Origin of the sequence: Paenibacillus sp. WLX1005, from assembly GCF_046603685.1 — a bacterium.
Taxonomy (GTDB): Bacteria; Bacillota; Bacilli; order Paenibacillales; family Paenibacillaceae; genus Saccharibacillus.
The window spans coordinates 1,674,596-1,692,349 of sequence record NZ_CP176756.1 but is presented as its reverse complement, the minus strand read 5'-3'; the positions used below and the strand labels follow the sequence as shown (position 1 = coordinate 1,692,349).

Here is a 17,754-nt window from a genome sequence, read left to right as displayed (position 1 = left end):
TCTGTGCTGTCGTTCGCTACGTCTGCTCTTCAATGTCCTGTTAACCCCTTGCATCTCAAATTGTCGGTTGGCTGCTGCCTATTGTGTGTAACTCACTGGTATACGACGTACATATGTACTACAATAAGAAGTCTGAGCATTGTTATGCCCCCTGTGCCTGTATAGATAAATGTACCGCTCTTTATCATTCGGCTTCCTTTCAAAGGGTACAGGTGGAATGCCGGTTCGTCAACAACGGTTTTGTAACGTTTTAATAGGATAGGACATCCGAACAGGATTGGAATCAAACATAAGCACCCGGGGATTGCCGGGAAAGGATGAATGGAATGAACTTTGTAACGATTGACTTTGAGACTGCCAATTCCAGTCGCAGTAGCGCCTGCTCTATTGGGATCGTCGAGGTAGCGGACGGACAGATTGTGAACGAATATTCGCGTCTGATCAACCCACAGCAGCATTTTGATCCCATGAATATTAGTATTCACCGAATTACGCCGTCTATGGTGGAGCATGAACCGACATTCGGCGAATTGTGGTCAGAGCTGTTGCCTTATTTTGAACATAAACATGTGGTAGCACATAATGCTGCCTTCGATATGAGCGTGTTGCGTCATAGTCTGGACGCGGCAGCAACAGGGTATCCCGCTTTTCAATATTACTGCACATACCTGCTTAGCAAAAAAGTACTGAATGAGCTTCCTGCTCATCGTCTTAATAATCTGGCTGCGTATTACGGCATTGAGCTTCAGCATCATGATGCACTAGAAGATGCTCGCGCAGCGGCGCTAGTGCTGCTCAAGCTGCTAGAACATAAGCAGCATGCCACACCTGCCGAATTATCGTCTGCTGTTGGTTACAAGCCGGGGACGATGTATGCAGGTGGTTATACACCGTTCTCTCTATCATCAAAAGAGAAAAAGGCGGGCGGTTGGAAGAAAAAACCGTATATACGCAAATCTTCGACCACATCCAACCATCCGTTTCTGTAAATGCACCAGATGTAATATAACTGTGCAAAACGTCATGTAAAGATGCGTAGGAGCATAACCCAGAACACCCCTATCCAATCAACAGATAGGGGTGTTCTTACTATATACAATTACTATTCATGACCGTCGACTGGTCGCTTACCACTTCAATATCCATATGACACACTAACTACAGCTTCCGCATCATAATAAGATCGATTTGCCGATCATCTCCCATGTAAAAGGAATGCTCACCAATCTGCACAAAGCCGAGCCGATGGTAGAACGCCAGCGCATTGTCATTCTTTTCCCATACGCCTAGCCAAATTTTGCTTTTCTTATGCTCTGCCGCTATATTCAGTGCCTGATCAAACAAATAACGTCCTAATCCTAGCTTTTGAAACGTACTGCGTACATAAATCCGTTCGATCTCTAGCGCTTCATCGCCCATTGGCTCCGACTGCGCATCATCTGTATTCAGCTTCATATACCCGGCATGCTGTCCGTCTTTGATCACAAAATAAAACTGCGAATGTGGATGCAACAGCTCCTCTTCCAGCTTGTTCGTATCATATGCCTGATCCATATAAGCACTCATATTGTCCGGTGTATTGTATGGAGCAAACGTCTCGTCAAATGTCTCGTAGCTGATACTACGCAGCGCTTGCACATCTGCGGTGGTACAGCGGCTTAGCGTGATTGTCATATCGTATTTCACTCCTTATTGCTTATAGGTATGCACAACCTAACAGGTCAGCAATGTCCTGTTATCATTTCATGATTTCTAACATACACAATGATATTGATTGCTCATATTCCATTGATGTTTGGTATACGATTGATCTCGCACACGACGCTGGTCATTTCCTTAATACTGACGTTTTTTGCCTTTTTTCACAAATTCCCAATCTTTCTCCACATTGCTGCGCACGCGTTGCAACAATGCCAGCAGCATAGCGCCTTCTTCTTCTGTCAATCCGTTCAATGCAACCTGCTCCGAATGATGATGCTCGCGCTGGATAAACGGGTACAGCTGCTGACCTTTGGCAGTGGGAAATAGCTTTTTGATCTTCAAATTATGCTCATCCTCGCGCTTCTCCACAAATCCGCTCAGTTCCAGCTTTTGCACTGCACGCGCAGCTGTTGTGCGGTCAACTTTGATCATTTCGGCAAGCTTTTCCTGAATAATGCCCGGATGCTCACAGACACGTACCAAATATAAATATTGCCCTTTTGTCAGATCATACTCTTTGAATTCAATATTGCTAATGGAATCAAGCGCTCTCGCAATCATGCCGACCTCACGTAAAATATCTGTCATTATAATATCCTCCAATATTCATTTTATTGCAAATGCAACAAAATTAGATACCTTTAATCTATCGTATTCATATTGCATTTGCAACAAAAAGTTCAATCAATCGATAGGATAACAGTGAGCTATGCTGCTTGTATATCCGGTTTTTCACTAGTAATGCTGGGCATTGCTATATACAGCTAAGCCAGAACAACCCACAATATAGCAAAAAACGGCTGTTCTTATGAACAACCGTTCTGCTTCTTGGATCATCTTCTCATTCGTACCTATATTCTGAAGTTGTTGTCTGATCCAATCCATATCGATATTTTCATATCACAATATAAACAGTACCTTTTGTAAAGGTTATATCCATTGGTCAACCATTCTTACACAGGTTGCCGTGAGGATCGCGACCAGATAACGACTGGAATGAGCAGCAGCGATAGAATCCCACCAGCTATCGATAATACCGGATAACTGGAACCCGCCACAACCATACCGGACAATGCTCCCCCAGCGGCACCGGATAAGGCGATCAATACATCGACCGAGCCTTGTACTTTTGCCCGGGTGGAAGCTTCGGTTGAATCGACGATCAATGCCGTACCGCTGATCAAGCCCAGATTCCAGCCCAGACCGAGCAGACAGAGTGCCACAATCAACAAGATCATGGAATCAGCAGGGGCAAACGCCGCAACCAGCCCTGCTAATAACAAGGTGACGCCGGAAGCGACCGCCATTACCGCCCGCCCCAGCTTATCAACTAGCATTCCGGTCACCAGTGATGGCAAATACATTGCTCCAATATGAAATCCAATCACCAATCCGACCTCGCCCAGACCGTGACCATGATGCTGCATATGTACAGGTGTCATCGTCATAATCGCAACCATCACCACCTGCGTAACGACCATAATGGTCGCACCAGCGATGATCCCTTTTTTATTTTCCGATGGTGTTGTAAGGTTATGTGCAGGATGAGCAGACGGCTGCAATCCCTGTGTTCTCAGCATTTCCGCAATCATTAGCGGATCAGGACGCAGCATGACAAACAATACCAATCCTGCTAATAGATACGCAGCCGCAGCGAGTATAAACGGTCCTGCCAGCGCCGGAATCCCTAGGGATAAGGCAACATTGCCCATCACATTCACCAGATTCGGTCCTGCCACCGCACCAAATGTTGTAAATACCATCGTCATACTAACCGCTGTTGCCCGCTGCTTGCTACTCGCAAGATCAGTTCCCGCATATCTCGCTTGCAAATTCGTCGCTGTACCTGAACCGTAGATGAGCAACGCCGCAAATAGCAGCCAAACACTACTCCACACCGCTGCCAAAATAATCCCAATCGCACCGACTCCGCCTAGCATAAAGCCAATCGTTAGCCCTGTCCGTCGACCGTACCGCTGCGATAAGCGTCCAACCAGCAGTGCCGCCCCTGCCGATCCTAACGTCAACAACGCAGACGGCACACCAGCATAAGCATCTGTACCGAGCATTTGTTGGGCAAGTAGCGCTCCTACCGTAACACCTGCTGCCAGCCCGGCACCGCCAAATACTTGCGAGACACTGACGACACCTAGCGTACGCCGATACAGAGCTTGCTGCTGCTCTGGTGATTGACTGTAACGGTGAAGCCAATCCAATTGCTGCTGCGATCCATTTGTATGATTCCTGCTCATTATGCTCCAACCTGCTTTCCTTCAGAATCCGATTCGTAGTACTTTCTACCAGAATGGGATTATCATATCATGATACGAAAAAGCCATACAATACTATAATTGTATGGCATACAATGTTGGTGACATGTGTGATATTGGCTACATGTGTAATATTAGTTGCATGTGTAACGCGTACTAGTAGTTATTATAAAAAGGAGATATTCAAACAACTTGAACATTACTGACCACCCGATTGTTCATGCTCTTGTGCAACATGATCCAATAGCTGCTTCAATATATGCAGTCCCTGCTTCAGTTCCGCCAAGGATACCGGCGCACAAACCGACAATCGTACTGCCCGTTCTGGTGAACTGTTGCCTACGACAAAGCGTTCTGCCGCATACACCTGAACACCTCGCTGCGCAGCCAGCGCCTCAAACTGTGCTCCACTGCAACCTTCCGGCAATAACAACCAGCGAAAAATGCTAGTATCCTCACCGTGACAGGTGTATCCAGCCAGCAGTGTATTCACCGCTTCATTACGCTGCATCGTCTGCTGACGATGACCAGCAATCAATTCTTCAAACTGATGCGATACAATCATCCGTGCCGTCAGCTCAGACAGCAGTGGCGATACTGTGACATTCAGATTATATAGCGCTTTGGAGATTGCTTCCCGAACCTGATTGGGCACCGATACATATGCCATACGCAACCCGGGTGCGAGCGATTTGGACAGACTCGCGATATGGATCACCTGCTCTGGCGCAAACGAAGCGAGCGCAGGTAATGGATGAGATGCTAGCAAATGGTACGACGCATCCTCCATAATGAATATCTGGTATTGCACAGCAATAGCGGCAATTGTTTGCCGAATAGCCAGCGGCATAATAGATGCCGTCGGATTATGACAGTCGGGGATTAAGTAGATCCCTTTAATATTTTCGTTTTTACAGGTGTATTCCAGCGCAGTGGGACTCATCACGCCATCGTCCGCTTTGATCGGTATCAGCTGAATACTAAGCATCGCAGCGGCTGTTTTCAGCCCTGGATAGGTATGCTGATCCACTGCAATACGGTCGCCAGGCTTGCACAATCCGGCAAGTGTCGCAGCGATGGCATTTTGCCCTCCATTAGAGAACAAAATATGATCTACCGTCGTATCCAATCCACCGCGCCGCATCAACTGCACTGCCGCGTCCTTTTGCCAGAGATGCTCGCCCGGACGACCGTATCCAAACCAGCGCGCATAATCGCCGCCGTCATGCAGCATACTTTTCAATTGCAGCATGAGCGGTTCATACGAATCATTGTCTGGAAACGTCGCCCCCATCTCGATGACATGCTGCGGCTTCTGGTCTTCTAGCAGATAAGCGTTAGACAGCGCATCGTACGACACAAATGTACCGCTACCAACGACTGCACTGAGCAGCCCTTTCAGCTCGCATACTTTGAATGCTTTGGAGATGGTGCTGAGATTCAGATCGAGATAATCTGCCAGCTCACGCTGCGGTGGCAACTGCGTACCAGGCAGCAGATAACCGCCGATAATATCGCGTTCCAATTGAGTTGCAAGCGCCTGATAGATCGGCTTTTGCGTTTTGTCGATGACTGGCTTCCAGCTCATATGGTAATGTTCAAACGAATTAATAGGCATCTTGAGTATCCTTCTTTTTTTGTTGTATATGGAATGATGTACAGTATTTCTTATAACGTTTTCGTATGCCTGCAACGAAATCGAGGCATTGATGAAACAGATCAACGTAGATCAAACAGATCAAAATAGATCAGACAAATCAAGGCAGAGAGTAGACCGAAAATATTAGATTATACTTCTTTCATTTGTAGTATCAACATTATTATACCTATACGATGAGATGTCACCTACACTTATGTAACGATTCTTGAATATTTTAAAAGAAAAAACGACCGCCACCCATTGGGGTATAGCGGTCGTTATTGTGTAATACTTAATACATTTCCAGCTCGCCAATAGCGGTATAATCCGCACTGCCATTGTTCGCTGTTACATTGATACGGTAGTATTGATATGATTTGGAATTGGTAAAGGAATAAGTACGCTTCTCGCCATTTGACCAATTCATCTTAAAGGATAAAGAAAATTCAGCTGATGTATGCTTATAATAAAATGACATAAATATAGAACGTTTGGAAAAGGGGATCATATGCTCACTCGTGAAAAAATGGAACAACAGCAGATTTGTATCTATATCGTTGTATTGATTGCAGCGATCGGACTCGGGCTGCTATTGCCAAAAGGGATGTCGGTATTAGACAATCCTGTATTGCTATCTGGCGTTATTGCTGTGCTGATGTATGGCATGTTTACACAGATTCCGTTTGGCTCGATGCGGGAGTCGCTGCAAGATCGACGTTTTGTAGTATGTATTTTACTTGCTAATTATATTGCTGTACCGATTGTTGTCTGGTGCTTATCATGGCTCTTGCCGCAACAGCCGCCGATATTGCTTGGTGTGTATCTGGTGCTGTTAACGCCGTGTGTGGATTATGTCATCGTATTTACGCATCTGGGGCGCGGCAATGAGAAGTTGATGCTGCTGGCTACGCCAATTTTATTTATCACGCAAATGATTTTGCTGCCTGTGTATTTGTGGCTATTCATGGGGCAGGATACTGCGGATATTGTGAATCCGAAGCCGTTTATCGAAGCATTTCTGATCATCATCGTTATACCATTGGTGATCGCAGTCGTTGTACAGCTGATGTCTCGCAAGCATCGCTATGGGCAACTGATCTTGGACGGTTCGGCATGGGTTCCCGTTCCGTTCATGGCATTGACGCTGTTCGTTGTGATTGCATCGCAGATGGGCAAGTTAGCGACTTACTGGTATGTATTGATTCAGGTGATTCCGGTGTATGTTCTGTTTATGCTGATCATGCCTTGGATTTCCAAAGGCATTGTGATCTTGTTACAATTGGAACCTGCCTCTGGACGGGCAGTGATATTCAGTTCAGGAACACGAAATTCACTAGTTGTACTGCCACTCGCACTGGCATTGCCGGATGATTGGAACACGTTGGTAGCTGCTATTATTGTTACGCAGACAGTTGTAGAACTGATGGGTGAGCTTGTGTATATTCGGGTGATTCCGGGTTGGTTGTTGAGAAACTAGAAAGAAAGGAAATAAAATATGAATAAGATAAAGAAGAAAATCGAAAAACAAAAAAAAGAAGAACAAAACCCTTTCCTTAACTTATGTTTACAATATTTATACAAAGAAATGTACAATCATAAATTCAAAACCTTAAAACAAAAAGTAATTAGAACTACAATATTTTTATTTATTATTGGTATATCTACAAATTTTTATATATATGGAGAAAGTGCTTTTTTTTGTACTCGTATTCCAATTCTTTAATTGCAAATATATTAGTTTTAAATGTCATATTTCTTTTAACTATTTTGACTACTTTTGCTCGTTCTGCCTTTGAATTTTTAATATGTTTTTTGGTGATTTTTATAGTTGCTTTTACAAGAGTTGAGTTACTAAGTTCGTTAGATAAATACACTATAGTATATATTATCCTTGCAGGTAGCTCCATTTTTTCCGTTGTATATTGGATAAATCTGCTTTACTATAATGTCATCAAAATAACGTCGTCTGAAAATAATCAGCAGCAAAAAGTACTATTTTACAAAGGATATGAACAATTACAATCAGACTTCGATCATGCAAGTAATATTTTGGCAGTTATAATAACCTTATTAATAGCCATAAAAAGTTTAAAAATCATTAGTAGCGACTTCATGTCAGATTCTATGGTATTAGCAGCTTCGTATATTGCAATAATTAAATACTGTGCATCCATCATGAAAAGAAAATTAATTAAGTTTAAAGAGAAACAAAATGTATAAATCTAAAATATCTTTATCTGAAATACTTAAAAATCTAATTGTAATAAAAAAGAGACAAACAAAAAGTTCGTCTCTTTTTTAAGCAAGTATACGTAGTTAAAATATCAACTTTATCCTTGAAACTTCTACTGCAACATCATACTTTGAGGATAGCAATTTAAAAATCAACCGATAAAGTCTTCCATCTAGAACATGATTAAATTATAAGGTCATAAGTTCCTATAACTTAGCAGAATATTGAAAGATATAGTTTTATTAATACTTTCCTTTTCACACAGAGATCATACTTCTCGATTGATTTTCAGTATAAAATCAGTAGTTACATAATTAAATTTGTTTAATCTGAATTTTAGTAGTACAAGTGATAACATGAAATAAGTATATAGAAAAATACTATTTTATATTTTGCTGTTAATCATTTATCAACATGATTTTCCATTAACATTTTCATCTTTTTCCGATATAATAATTACGTACTACATAATTACTACAAAGGGGTTTTGTCGTGAAGAAGTTTAAAGGTATAGGAATGTTTTTATCAGTAGTATCGATTGCAACATTAGTAGCTTGCTCAGATAACATATCAAATACTACTGCTGCAACTAATGAATCAGAAAGTGCATCAACTGCTGAAGCTGTAAATACTACTCCGTTAACATCAAACGAGTTTGACCAAATGATAACTAATCCACTTGATTTTAAAGGTCGAACAGTTGAATTTTATGGTAAAGTTTTCGTTAATCCTGAAAAAGATGAACAAGGAACATATCTTCAGGTTTATGCCGATCCAAAAAATAATGCTAAAAACATCATAGTTGGAATTGCTGATCCTGCATCTACCATTAAGTCTGACGACTACGTGCATGTTAAAGGTGTAGTTAAAGACAAATTTGAAGGCGAAAATATGATGGGTGGGACTGTCACAGCACCAGTTATTTTATCTGATTCGGTTAAAGTGGTGGATTATGCAACTGCGGTTGCACCTGCTTTAAAAACAATTGATGTCAATGAAACTAAAAACCAAAGCGGTTACAAAATTACAGTTCAAAAAATAGAATTGGCTGAGAGTGAAACAAGGGCTTATATTTCAATTGAAAATTCAACTCAAGACACCGCCAGCTTCTATGCCTTTAATACAAAATTAGTACAAGGATCAAAACAATACGAGCAAGAAACTAATTACGCTGCTAAATATCCTGAACTACAGTCTGAAATTTTACCCGGTGTAAAAACAGAAGGTATTATTAGTTTTAAAACTATAGATTTAAACTCAGGTAATCTGCGATTAATTGCTGAAGGCTCTACAGATGACTACAGTAAACAATTCAAACCCTTCGAATTCAATATTTCTTTAAAATAATTAAAAGGTTCTGCCGATCATGGCAGAGCCTTTTAATATTTAGTAAAGTAATCTGATCCATCCCGATTGTTATATCTATAATCAGCCAGACCATTGAATAACATGGTTAACTGACCTTTGTTTCTTCCGATTTTGCTATTAACTCCTATCCAACTTGGCATTATTCGATTCTATGAGAAATAATTATATAGTATTCATGATTCTTTCTACTCTGAATCCCATAGCGAGCCAATCACCTGGGCATAAATAGAAGTTGAATATGAATTCGAGTATAAAGCGAATTTGTAACGATTTTTAGCGATCAATAGTGTAATCGAATATATTTACTAGTTTTAGCCCACACAGGTGTTACATATATAAATGGGATTTACAGAAAGAAGTAGTACAGAAACTATATATGAACAAACTGATTTGACTATAAAACGTAATTTGATAGCTACCTAATCATTAAAAAATTGACTATACAATAATAATTTCAGTAAAAACTCATTGGAAATATCGATTACTATTACGGTAAAAATAGAAGAAGACGAACTTTTTAAGTTCGTCTTCTATACAAATTGCTAGCTAACATAATAAATTATCGCTAAATGAAATATCACAATCATATTTTAACGAAAAGAGTTTTAAATATTAACCGATAGAACCTTCCATCTCGAACTTGATCAGACGGTTCATCTCTACCGCATATTCCATCGGCAGTTCTTTCGTAAACGGCTCGATGAAGCCCATAACGATCATTTGTGTCGCTTCGTCTTCGCTCAGACCGCGGCTCATCAGATAGAACAGTTGATCTTCGGATACTTTGGATACCGTTGCTTCGTGCTCAAGAGTGATGTTATCATTCTTGATCTCGTTGTACGGGATCGTATCGGACGTAGACTCGTTATCCAGAATCAACGTATCGCACTTGATGTTGGATTTCGCGCCGTCGGAGTTGCGTCCGAACGATGCCAGACCACGATAGGTTACTTTACCACCGTGTTTACTGATCGATTTGGATACAATCGTAGATGTTGTATCTGGTGCCAAGTGGATCATTTTCGCACCTGCATCTTGCAGCTGACCTTTACCAGCTACAGCGATGGACAGTACGGAACCTTTGGCGCCGCGACCTTTCAGTACAACCGCAGGGTATTTCATAGTCAGTTTGGAACCGATGTTACCGTCAACCCATTCCATGTTCGCATTTTCTTCTGCAACGGCACGTTTGGTAACGAGGTTGTAGATGTTTGGCGCCCAGTTTTGGATCGTTGTATAACGTACACGCGCATCTTTTTTACACAGGATTTCGACAACTGCACTGTGCAGGGAGTTGGTGCTGTAGATTGGTGCTGTACAGCCCTCAACGTAGTGCACGAAGCTGCCTTCGTCCGCGATGATCAGAGTACGCTCAAATTGACCCATGTTCTCGGAGTTAATACGGAAATACGCTTGCAGCGGAATTTCGCATTGTACACCTGGTGGAACATAGATAAAGCTGCCGCCGGACCATACGGCACTATTCAACGCTGCGAATTTGTTATCTGCTGGCGGGATGATGGTGGAGAAGTATTCTTTGAAGATCTCCGGATGCTCGCGCAGCGCCGTATCGGTGTCGGTAAAGATAACACCTTGATCTTCCAGTTCCTTCTGCATGTTGTGGTACACGACCTCAGATTCGTACTGAGCCGATACACCAGCAAGGAACTTTTGCTCTGCTTCTGGAATACCCAGTTTGTCAAAGGTTTCCTTGATCTCAGTCGGTACTTCTTCCCATGTTTTCCCCTGTCCTTCGGACGGTTTTACATAGTACTGAATATCGTTGAAATCCAGTTCGCTCAAGTCGCCGCCCCATTCAGGCATTGGCATTTTCTCGAACTGCTCCAGTGATTTCAGGCGGAAATCGAGCATCCATTGCGGCTCGTCTTTCATTTTGGAGATTGCCATAACGATTTCTTTGCTCAGACCTTTACCGGACTGAAAAATCGCCTTGTGCTCGTCGCGGAAACCATATTTGTACTCTTCCATTTCTGGTGCTTTTTTAGCCATGGTTGTAGCCTCCCCATCTTAATTGTTGTTGCTGTCTTCGCCGATTCCTTTACGCAATGCATTCCAAGCCAGTGTAGCGCATTTGATGCGAGCGGGGAATTTGTTTACTCCGGATAGGGCTTCGATCTCTTCATATTCATCAAATTGCACCTCTTCGCCTTTCATGAGGGCGGAGAAACGGTCTGCAATATCAAGTGCTTCTTCGTACGTTCTGCCTTTGACAGCTTCGGTCATCATGGAGGCGGAGGACATGCTGATCGAGCAGCCTTCGCCAGTGTATTTCGCGTCTGTTACTTTGCCATCCTCGACAAGCAGTTGCAGTGAGATCCGATCGCCACAAGTCGGGTTGTTCAGATTCACTGTAACCGCATCGTCGCCAAACGTCCCACGATTACGCGGGTTTTTGTAATGGTCCATAATGACGCGGCGGTATAGATCATCCAATTGCATCGCCAAAATACTCCTTTGTCTGAACTAACGCTTCGATAAAGCGATCCACGTCTTGTTCATTATTATACAGGTAAAAGCTGGCGCGTGCAGTCGAGCTTGCTTCCAACCATCTCATGAGCGGCTGGCAGCAATGGTGTCCGGCACGGATGGCAATTCCGTACGTATCTAGCACGGTTGCCAGATCGTGTGGATGCACGCCATCCAGATTGAATGTCACGATCCCGACTTTGCGTTTCGCCGGCCCGTAAATGTGAATGCCTTCGATCTTGGACATGCGCTCCATCGCGTAGTTCGCGAGATGGGCTTCATGCTCCTCAATCTTGTCCATGCCAATTTCGCTCAGGAAGTCGATCGCAGCCGCAAGGCCGACCGCACCAGAGATAATCGGCGTACCGCCTTCAAACCGCCATGGTGCATCCTTCCAGTCCGATTCGTACAGACCGACATCGTTGATCATCTCGCCGCCGAATTCGATTGGTTCCATCTGTGAGAGCAGCTGACGCTTACCATACAGGGCACCGAATCCGGTCGGTCCGCACATTTTATGACTGGAAAATGCGTAGAAATCGCAATCTAGATCCTGCACATCCACTTTCATATGCGGCGTGCTCTGTGCGCCATCCACGATCATGATTGCACCGTGGCGATGGGCAATCTCGGCAATTTCTTTGACCGGATTAACTACGCCAAGCACGTTCGATACGTAGACGACCGAGACGATTTTGGTATTTTCGTTAATGACTTGCTCCACATCTGCCAGATCGATATTGCCATCCGGTTGCAGTGGAATGTATTTCAGCGTGGCACCAGTGCGCAGAGCCAGCTGCTGCCACGGAATGAGATTGCTGTGATGCTCCATCGGCGTAATCACAATCTCGTCACCCGGCTGTAGACGTGGACCGCCATATGCCGAAGCCACCAGATTGAGCGCTGTGGTTGTACCGCGGGTGAATACAATCTCTTCACTGCGCGACGCGTTGATGAAACGCGCGATCTTCTCGCGTGCACCTTCGTAAGCGTCGGTTGCGCGTGTACCGAGCGTATGCACGCCGCGGTGTACGTTCGAGTTATCGTATTCATAGTAATGACGCAGCGCATCAAGTACGACGCGCGGCTTTTGCGATGTTGCCGCATTATCCAGATATACAAGCGGATGTCCGTTTACTTCCTGGTGTAAAATCGGAAACTGCTCGCGGATCAGATCGTTCACTGACCGACTTTTCTTTCGACCAGCTGTTGCAAGCGGGTCTGGAGCTGTTCCAGCGGAATGTCAGAAACGACCGGAGCCAGGAAACCGTAAATGATCAGTCGCTCTGCCTGTGCACGGGAGATACCACGGGACATCAGATAATGTACCTGTTCAGGGTTCACCTGTCCAACCGAAGCCGCGTGACCCGCCATAACGTCATCCTCATCAATCAGCAGGATTGGGTTCGCGTCGCCGCGTGCTTTCGGACTGAGCATCAGTACTTTCTCTGCTTGCTCACCGTTGGAACGGGTTGCGCCGTGTTCAATTTTGGTAATACCGTTGATGATGGCATTGGCTTCTTCGCGCATAACTGCACGAGTTGTCATTTGGCTGGTGGAATCTTTACCAAAGTGAACAGCGCGTGTAGTGTAGTTCAGACGCTGGGAACCGGAACCGACAGCGATGATTTTCGCATCAGACGTCGAACCGTTGCCTTTCAAAATCGTGGATGTATCGGTTACGGTATTGCCGTCGTTCATTTCGCCGATAATCCATTCGATGGATGCATCATTCTCGGTAATCGCACGACGATAGCTCATATCTGTTGTGCTCAGACCGAATTGGTGAACCGTTGCAAAACGAACTTTCGCGCCCGGTTTTGCAATAACTTCTACGATTCCGTTGTGCAGACGGTTGTCGTCGCCTGCGGAAATGTAGTTATCCACATACGTTACGGAGCTGTTTACGTCTGCGATGACGAGTACGCGTGGTGCAAAGGTAGCGCCTGCGTTCTCCGTCAGGAATACTGCTTGCAGCGGTACGGACACTTCTACGTTTTTCGGAACATAGAGGAAAGCGCCGCCGTTCCACAGTGCCGCACTCAAAGCGGTCAGCTGATTTTCATCGTTCTTCACAACGCTGGACAGATGCTTCTCTACCAGATCGCTGTGTTCGCGTGCTGCCGTTTCCAGATCGGTGAAAATAACACCCTGGGATTTCAGTTCGTCGGACAGCGTGCTATATACGACACCAGAATCTTTTTGTACGAGCAGGTTAGCTGCTTCGTCCTCGTTAACCAGAGCGCTTACTGCTTCTGGCAGCTCCTGTACGGAGGATACGACAGTCGCCGATTGGTGTGTACCATATTCGGACAGATTCCATTTATCGATTTTTGTTTTTTCCGGTTTTGGCAGTTCGAGGCGGGAAGCGAGTTCCAACGCGCTCAGACGGCTTTCCGTCAGCCATGCCGGTTCGTTTTTTTGCTGGGATAGAGATTTCAGTGCTTCCGCGCTCAGCGGAAGTATCGTCTGCAATGTCATTATGCTTTTGCTCCTTCCGTACCGTTATTTACGCTTCTTGTTCTTGACCTACGGTTTCGTCAGTGATACCGAGTTCTTCTTTGACCCAGTCATAGCCTTCCGCTTCCAGGCGGGCAGCCAGCTCAGGACCACCGGATTTCACGATACGACCTTGCATCATAACGTGTACGTAGTCAGGCGTAATGTAGTTCAGGAGACGTTGATAGTGAGTGATGATCAGGAAGCCGCGATCTTCGCTGCGCATTTTGTTTACGCCAGCAGCAACGATTTTCAGAGCATCGATATCGAGACCGGAGTCGATTTCATCGAGAATAACGATTTTCGGGTCCAGCATCAGCATTTGCAAAATTTCGTTACGTTTTTTCTCACCACCGGAGAAGCCTTCGTTCAGGTAACGGTGAGCGAACTCAGGGTTCATGTCCAGCTCTTTCATGCTACCTTCCATTTGACGGATGAACTTGATCAGGGAGATTTCTTTGCCTTCTTCGCGGCGTGCATTGATCGCACTACGCAGGAAGTCGGAGTTCGTTACGCCGCTGATTTCGCTCGGATATTGCATTGCCAGGAACAGACCTGCGCGAGCGCGCTCATCTACTTCCATCTCCAATACGTCTTCGCCGTCCAGTGTAACAACGCCATCTGTTACTTCATATTTCGGATGACCCATCAGTGCGGATGCCAATGTACTTTTACCAGTACCATTCGGTCCCATGATTGCGTGGATTTCTCCACCTTTCATCGACAGGTTCACACCTTTGAGGATTTCTTTGTTCTCGATTGTTGCTTTCAGACCTTCAATGACGAAATTTGTTGCCATAGTAGACGTCCCTCCAAAATAAGTAAGTAAGCTGCTGAATAGAACAATTTTGATGTATTATTCAGTGCAGCTTCAGGATTAATCACAACATCATTTTGCTTCTTAAATCATAACAATAAAACGGGGTCTTTCGCAAAAAAATAGCGGCAATTTTTACAGAATATTGCCGACGGTACGATGCGATAGGAGAAGCCCATTTCAGGCATGACCCCGGGAAGTGGCACATGACCACCTTTTCCCGCGAACAGAGCGCTTTTCCCTGCTGCATCATCTATTCAAATGAAAAGGAAAATACCTCAACGTTCGGTAGATTTAGATAAAGTCTAAGAATAAATCTTCCTTAGACCTATTCTAAACTGATTCTCACCGATTCTCAAGCTATTTTATAATAATTTCAATGTAGCTGCAACGAATAGGTATATGCTTTACTGTATCTTAATGTGAAAGCCATGATGATATCACATTTTCACTTGTTGCGCATCAAATAAGAAAAAGCCTGACCGATTCGTATCAGTCAAGCTTTATGGCAGGAATATCACGCTTCTGCAGCGATTGCAGTGCAGCGGTTCTCATTGCCTCAAACTCCGCAGCGTCCAACACCGGCGTCATTTCGCTCGTCACCGGACCACTTGGTATGGAGATCCACGATTTGCAGCCGATATACTGCTCTTCGATGTGAATGTCCACCGGTCGTTCAAGTATATATACCCGCAATAAGAGAATATGAAGCGGATGTTTCTTTTTCCAGCGTAACCGTTCTTCGGCAAAGGTATCTGTCCAGATGTGATGTCCCTGTAGCAGATTCAGTTGCTCCTGATCATGGATTTCCAGATCGTCTGTCACTTCGGCGTACAGCCGAATACTAGCAGTCTGCTGCTCTGGCGACCAATCTTGCAGCGATTCCTCTACCAGATGACGATGCTCCGGCTTGAGTAGCTCACTGCGCTGATGCTCATACGTGGGATACAAGTAAAAAGCATTCTCTTTCAATGCAAAGCTGCGCGTTTCTTCTACAATACCACCCTTGCGCATGAGTAGAATCTGACTGCCTTCTTCCAGCGCACGGATCGCGGACGCCCATTCTTTCAGTGCGATAACGCGTTGTTCAGAATGACTCATTTTGTCTCCTCCTTTTAGCAAAACGGCATAAAGAAATGCTGTATATACGATTGTTTGTCTCCTTTATGCCGCCAGATGATGGACTTTATTCTTTTCTTATTTTACACCTATTCGAAAAGAATACATCCACTTGGGTTCCATGTTGGATCAATATAACAGAACATTTTTGCTGAAGAAGGTAAAGAAATCCCGATCGGAGTCCATACAAAGCATATGCGTTCCTTGATTCCGTATGATGTTACCAATTAGGTCCTGCCCATACATTGTGTATCTCGATATCGATATCGCCACGAGCCGCCGCAGGGCCAGAAGCGTTATCTACCCGATACAGCACCCGATACGTATGATAATCGTCAGCCGGAATAACGGGACCTCTTCCAAATCTGTATGGATAAGAACCGGATTGTTCAATAACATGCGTCTCAAATGTGTGCCAACCACTAGAGCCACCACCTTCTTGAAAAGACACGGTTAAACGAGAATCCCCTTCTAGTTGGGTAACTACCGTTACATCGACTACATTATTCGTACTCCACCAATTTGTATATCCTTCGGGATAATCTTCCGCCACTTCGAACCATTCCGACCAAACATAATGTCCGTAATCCGGCGGATCGGTTTGAGGTGTAACTGATGAACCGGCAGCAGAAGTTAGCGAAACAGGGAAACATAACAGTAATGCAATCATCATGACACTAAATAAGCGAATCGTCTTCATGATCTTCACTCTCCCTTTTCATGCTATTCACGGTACACGCAGTATGTAATGACTTCATGGACAATGAACGCACTTTAATAATACCATTATTTTACTATTAATATATTAAATAACATGTATTATTCATTAATGATTAGGATATTTGACGATCAATCACATGGTGCTCTTATCGAAGCGCGCAACAAACGATATAAACAACGCAAAAAACACCGCCTGCATATAGCAGACGGCGTTTTGACAGCCATTTTGATGACCGTATGGAACGATGGCTCTGTAAAAGAGCATATGTCCCATTGACGATATGATGTGCAGCTTAACCCAGGTAAGAGCGCAGCATCCACATGTGTTTTTCCAGATCAGCTTTGAACGCGATCAGCATATCTGCTGTCGGTTGGTCAGCGGACTCTTCAGCCAGTTCGATTGTTTCTTGGAATTGCTCGGTTACTGTTGCGAAGTCTTCGATGATTGTTTGTACCATCGTACGAGCATCTTCGCTACCGTTAGCTTCCTGTACCGTTGCCAGTTCCAAATATTCTTTCAGCGTTGCGGCTGGAGAACCTTTCAGTGTCAGCAGGCGCTCAGCGATTTCGTCCATTTTCAGGGTTACTTCGTTATATAGTTCTTCGAATTTGATATGCAGCGTGTAGAAGTTCTCACCTTTTACATACCAGTGGAAGTTGTGGATTTTTACATATAGTACATTCAAGTTTGCTACTTGCAGATTCAGCAATTCTTCGATGCGTTTGGTTTGAGTTGAATTTTGATTCGTTACGTTAGACATAATGAAAATCCCTCGCTTTTATCGAATTTTATTGATGTGCTGGCATGTAATCCATACCATCAACATGTCATGCTCGTCTGCATAGAACTTACCCGTCATCCTGTTTGACGAAACAACTTTCCCTATCGTTATTCTGCTGC

Annotated in this window: 16 protein-coding genes; 4 read left to right on the top strand and 12 right to left on the bottom strand. The window is 44.2% G+C overall.

Annotated features, from left to right (window positions below; genetic code table 11):
* The first annotated feature begins 326 nt into the window (after positions 1 to 326).
* The gene (locus ACE3MZ_RS07385) at positions 327 to 989 is read left to right on the top strand and encodes a 3'-5' exonuclease (protein ID WP_411345808.1); all 663 of its coding nucleotides are present in this window, start codon (positions 327 to 329) and stop codon (positions 987 to 989) included.
* 169 nt (positions 990 to 1,158) lie between these two features.
* Here ACE3MZ_RS07385 and ACE3MZ_RS07380 read toward each other — a convergent pair whose 3' ends face one another.
* The 4 genes from ACE3MZ_RS07380 to ACE3MZ_RS07365 all read right to left on the bottom strand — a co-directional run bounded on the left by ACE3MZ_RS07380 (position 1,159) and on the right by ACE3MZ_RS07365 (position 5,589).
* Positions 1,159 to 1,674 carry a GNAT family N-acetyltransferase gene (locus ACE3MZ_RS07380; protein ID WP_411345807.1) on the bottom strand — a complete coding sequence of 172 codons (516 nt, stop codon included), beginning with the start codon at positions 1,672 to 1,674 and terminating at the stop codon, positions 1,159 to 1,161.
* Positions 1,675 to 1,836: 162 nt separating this feature from the next.
* The gene (locus tag ACE3MZ_RS07375; RefSeq protein ID WP_411345806.1) at positions 1,837 to 2,289 is read right to left on the bottom strand and encodes a MarR family winged helix-turn-helix transcriptional regulator; all 453 of its coding nucleotides are present in this window, start codon (positions 2,287 to 2,289) and stop codon (positions 1,837 to 1,839) included.
* A 365-nt stretch (positions 2,290 to 2,654) separates the two neighbouring features.
* Complete coding sequence (locus ACE3MZ_RS07370) at positions 2,655 to 3,953, bottom strand: MFS transporter (protein WP_411345805.1); 1,299 nt, start codon at positions 3,951 to 3,953, stop codon at positions 2,655 to 2,657.
* A gap of 217 nt (positions 3,954 to 4,170) precedes the next feature.
* Positions 4,171 to 5,589, bottom strand: coding sequence for a PLP-dependent aminotransferase family protein (locus tag ACE3MZ_RS07365; protein WP_411345804.1), 1,419 nt, complete (start codon positions 5,587 to 5,589; stop codon positions 4,171 to 4,173).
* A 529-nt stretch (positions 5,590 to 6,118) separates the two neighbouring features.
* Here ACE3MZ_RS07365 and ACE3MZ_RS07360 point away from each other — a divergent pair.
* From ACE3MZ_RS07360 to ACE3MZ_RS07350, 3 genes are all read left to right on the top strand, one after another.
* A complete protein-coding gene (locus ACE3MZ_RS07360; RefSeq protein ID WP_411345803.1) occupies positions 6,119 to 7,087 on the top strand; it encodes an arsenic resistance protein in 969 nt (322 codons plus the stop codon).
* A gap of 18 nt (positions 7,088 to 7,105) precedes the next feature.
* Positions 7,106 to 7,333, top strand: a complete 228-nt coding sequence (locus ACE3MZ_RS07355; RefSeq protein WP_411345802.1) for a hypothetical protein — start codon at positions 7,106 to 7,108, stop codon at positions 7,331 to 7,333.
* A 1,002-nt stretch (positions 7,334 to 8,335) separates the two neighbouring features.
* Complete coding sequence (locus tag ACE3MZ_RS07350; protein ID WP_411345801.1) at positions 8,336 to 9,190, top strand: hypothetical protein; 855 nt, start codon at positions 8,336 to 8,338, stop codon at positions 9,188 to 9,190.
* A 633-nt stretch (positions 9,191 to 9,823) separates the two neighbouring features.
* Here ACE3MZ_RS07350 and sufB read toward each other — a convergent pair.
* From sufB to ACE3MZ_RS07310, 8 genes are all read right to left on the bottom strand, one after another.
* On the bottom strand, positions 9,824 to 11,221 hold the full coding sequence (gene sufB / locus ACE3MZ_RS07345) for a Fe-S cluster assembly protein SufB (protein ID WP_367055502.1): 1,398 nt from the start codon (positions 11,219 to 11,221) through the stop codon (positions 9,824 to 9,826).
* An 18-nt stretch (positions 11,222 to 11,239) separates the two neighbouring features.
* Positions 11,240 to 11,671: a Fe-S cluster assembly sulfur transfer protein SufU gene (sufU, locus tag ACE3MZ_RS07340; protein WP_367055499.1), complete on the bottom strand. Its 432-nt coding sequence runs from the start codon at positions 11,669 to 11,671 to the stop codon at positions 11,240 to 11,242.
* Positions 11,658 to 12,881 (bottom strand): cysteine desulfurase, encoded by a 1,224-nt coding sequence (locus ACE3MZ_RS07335; RefSeq protein ID WP_411345800.1) that lies wholly within the window; start codon positions 12,879 to 12,881, stop codon positions 11,658 to 11,660. Before ACE3MZ_RS07335 ends, sufU begins: the two co-directional genes overlap by 14 nt.
* On the bottom strand, positions 12,878 to 14,179 hold the full coding sequence (gene sufD / locus ACE3MZ_RS07330) for a Fe-S cluster assembly protein SufD (RefSeq protein ID WP_411345799.1): 1,302 nt from the start codon (positions 14,177 to 14,179) through the stop codon (positions 12,878 to 12,880). The genes ACE3MZ_RS07335 and sufD overlap by 4 nt, the downstream gene beginning before the upstream one ends.
* Positions 14,180 to 14,207: 28 nt before the next feature.
* Positions 14,208 to 14,996 (bottom strand): Fe-S cluster assembly ATPase SufC, encoded by a 789-nt coding sequence (gene sufC / locus ACE3MZ_RS07325; RefSeq protein WP_411345798.1) that lies wholly within the window; start codon positions 14,994 to 14,996, stop codon positions 14,208 to 14,210.
* Positions 14,997 to 15,506: 510 nt separating this feature from the next.
* Positions 15,507 to 16,115, bottom strand: a complete 609-nt coding sequence (locus ACE3MZ_RS07320) for a DUF1802 family protein (RefSeq protein WP_411345797.1) — start codon at positions 16,113 to 16,115, stop codon at positions 15,507 to 15,509.
* A 238-nt stretch (positions 16,116 to 16,353) separates the two neighbouring features.
* Complete coding sequence (locus ACE3MZ_RS07315; RefSeq protein ID WP_411345796.1) at positions 16,354 to 16,833, bottom strand: hypothetical protein; 480 nt, start codon at positions 16,831 to 16,833, stop codon at positions 16,354 to 16,356.
* Positions 16,834 to 17,146: 313 nt separating this feature from the next.
* The gene (locus tag ACE3MZ_RS07310; RefSeq protein ID WP_411345795.1) at positions 17,147 to 17,614 is read right to left on the bottom strand and encodes a Dps family protein; all 468 of its coding nucleotides are present in this window, start codon (positions 17,612 to 17,614) and stop codon (positions 17,147 to 17,149) included.
* Positions 17,615 to 17,754: the final 140 nt, after the last annotated feature.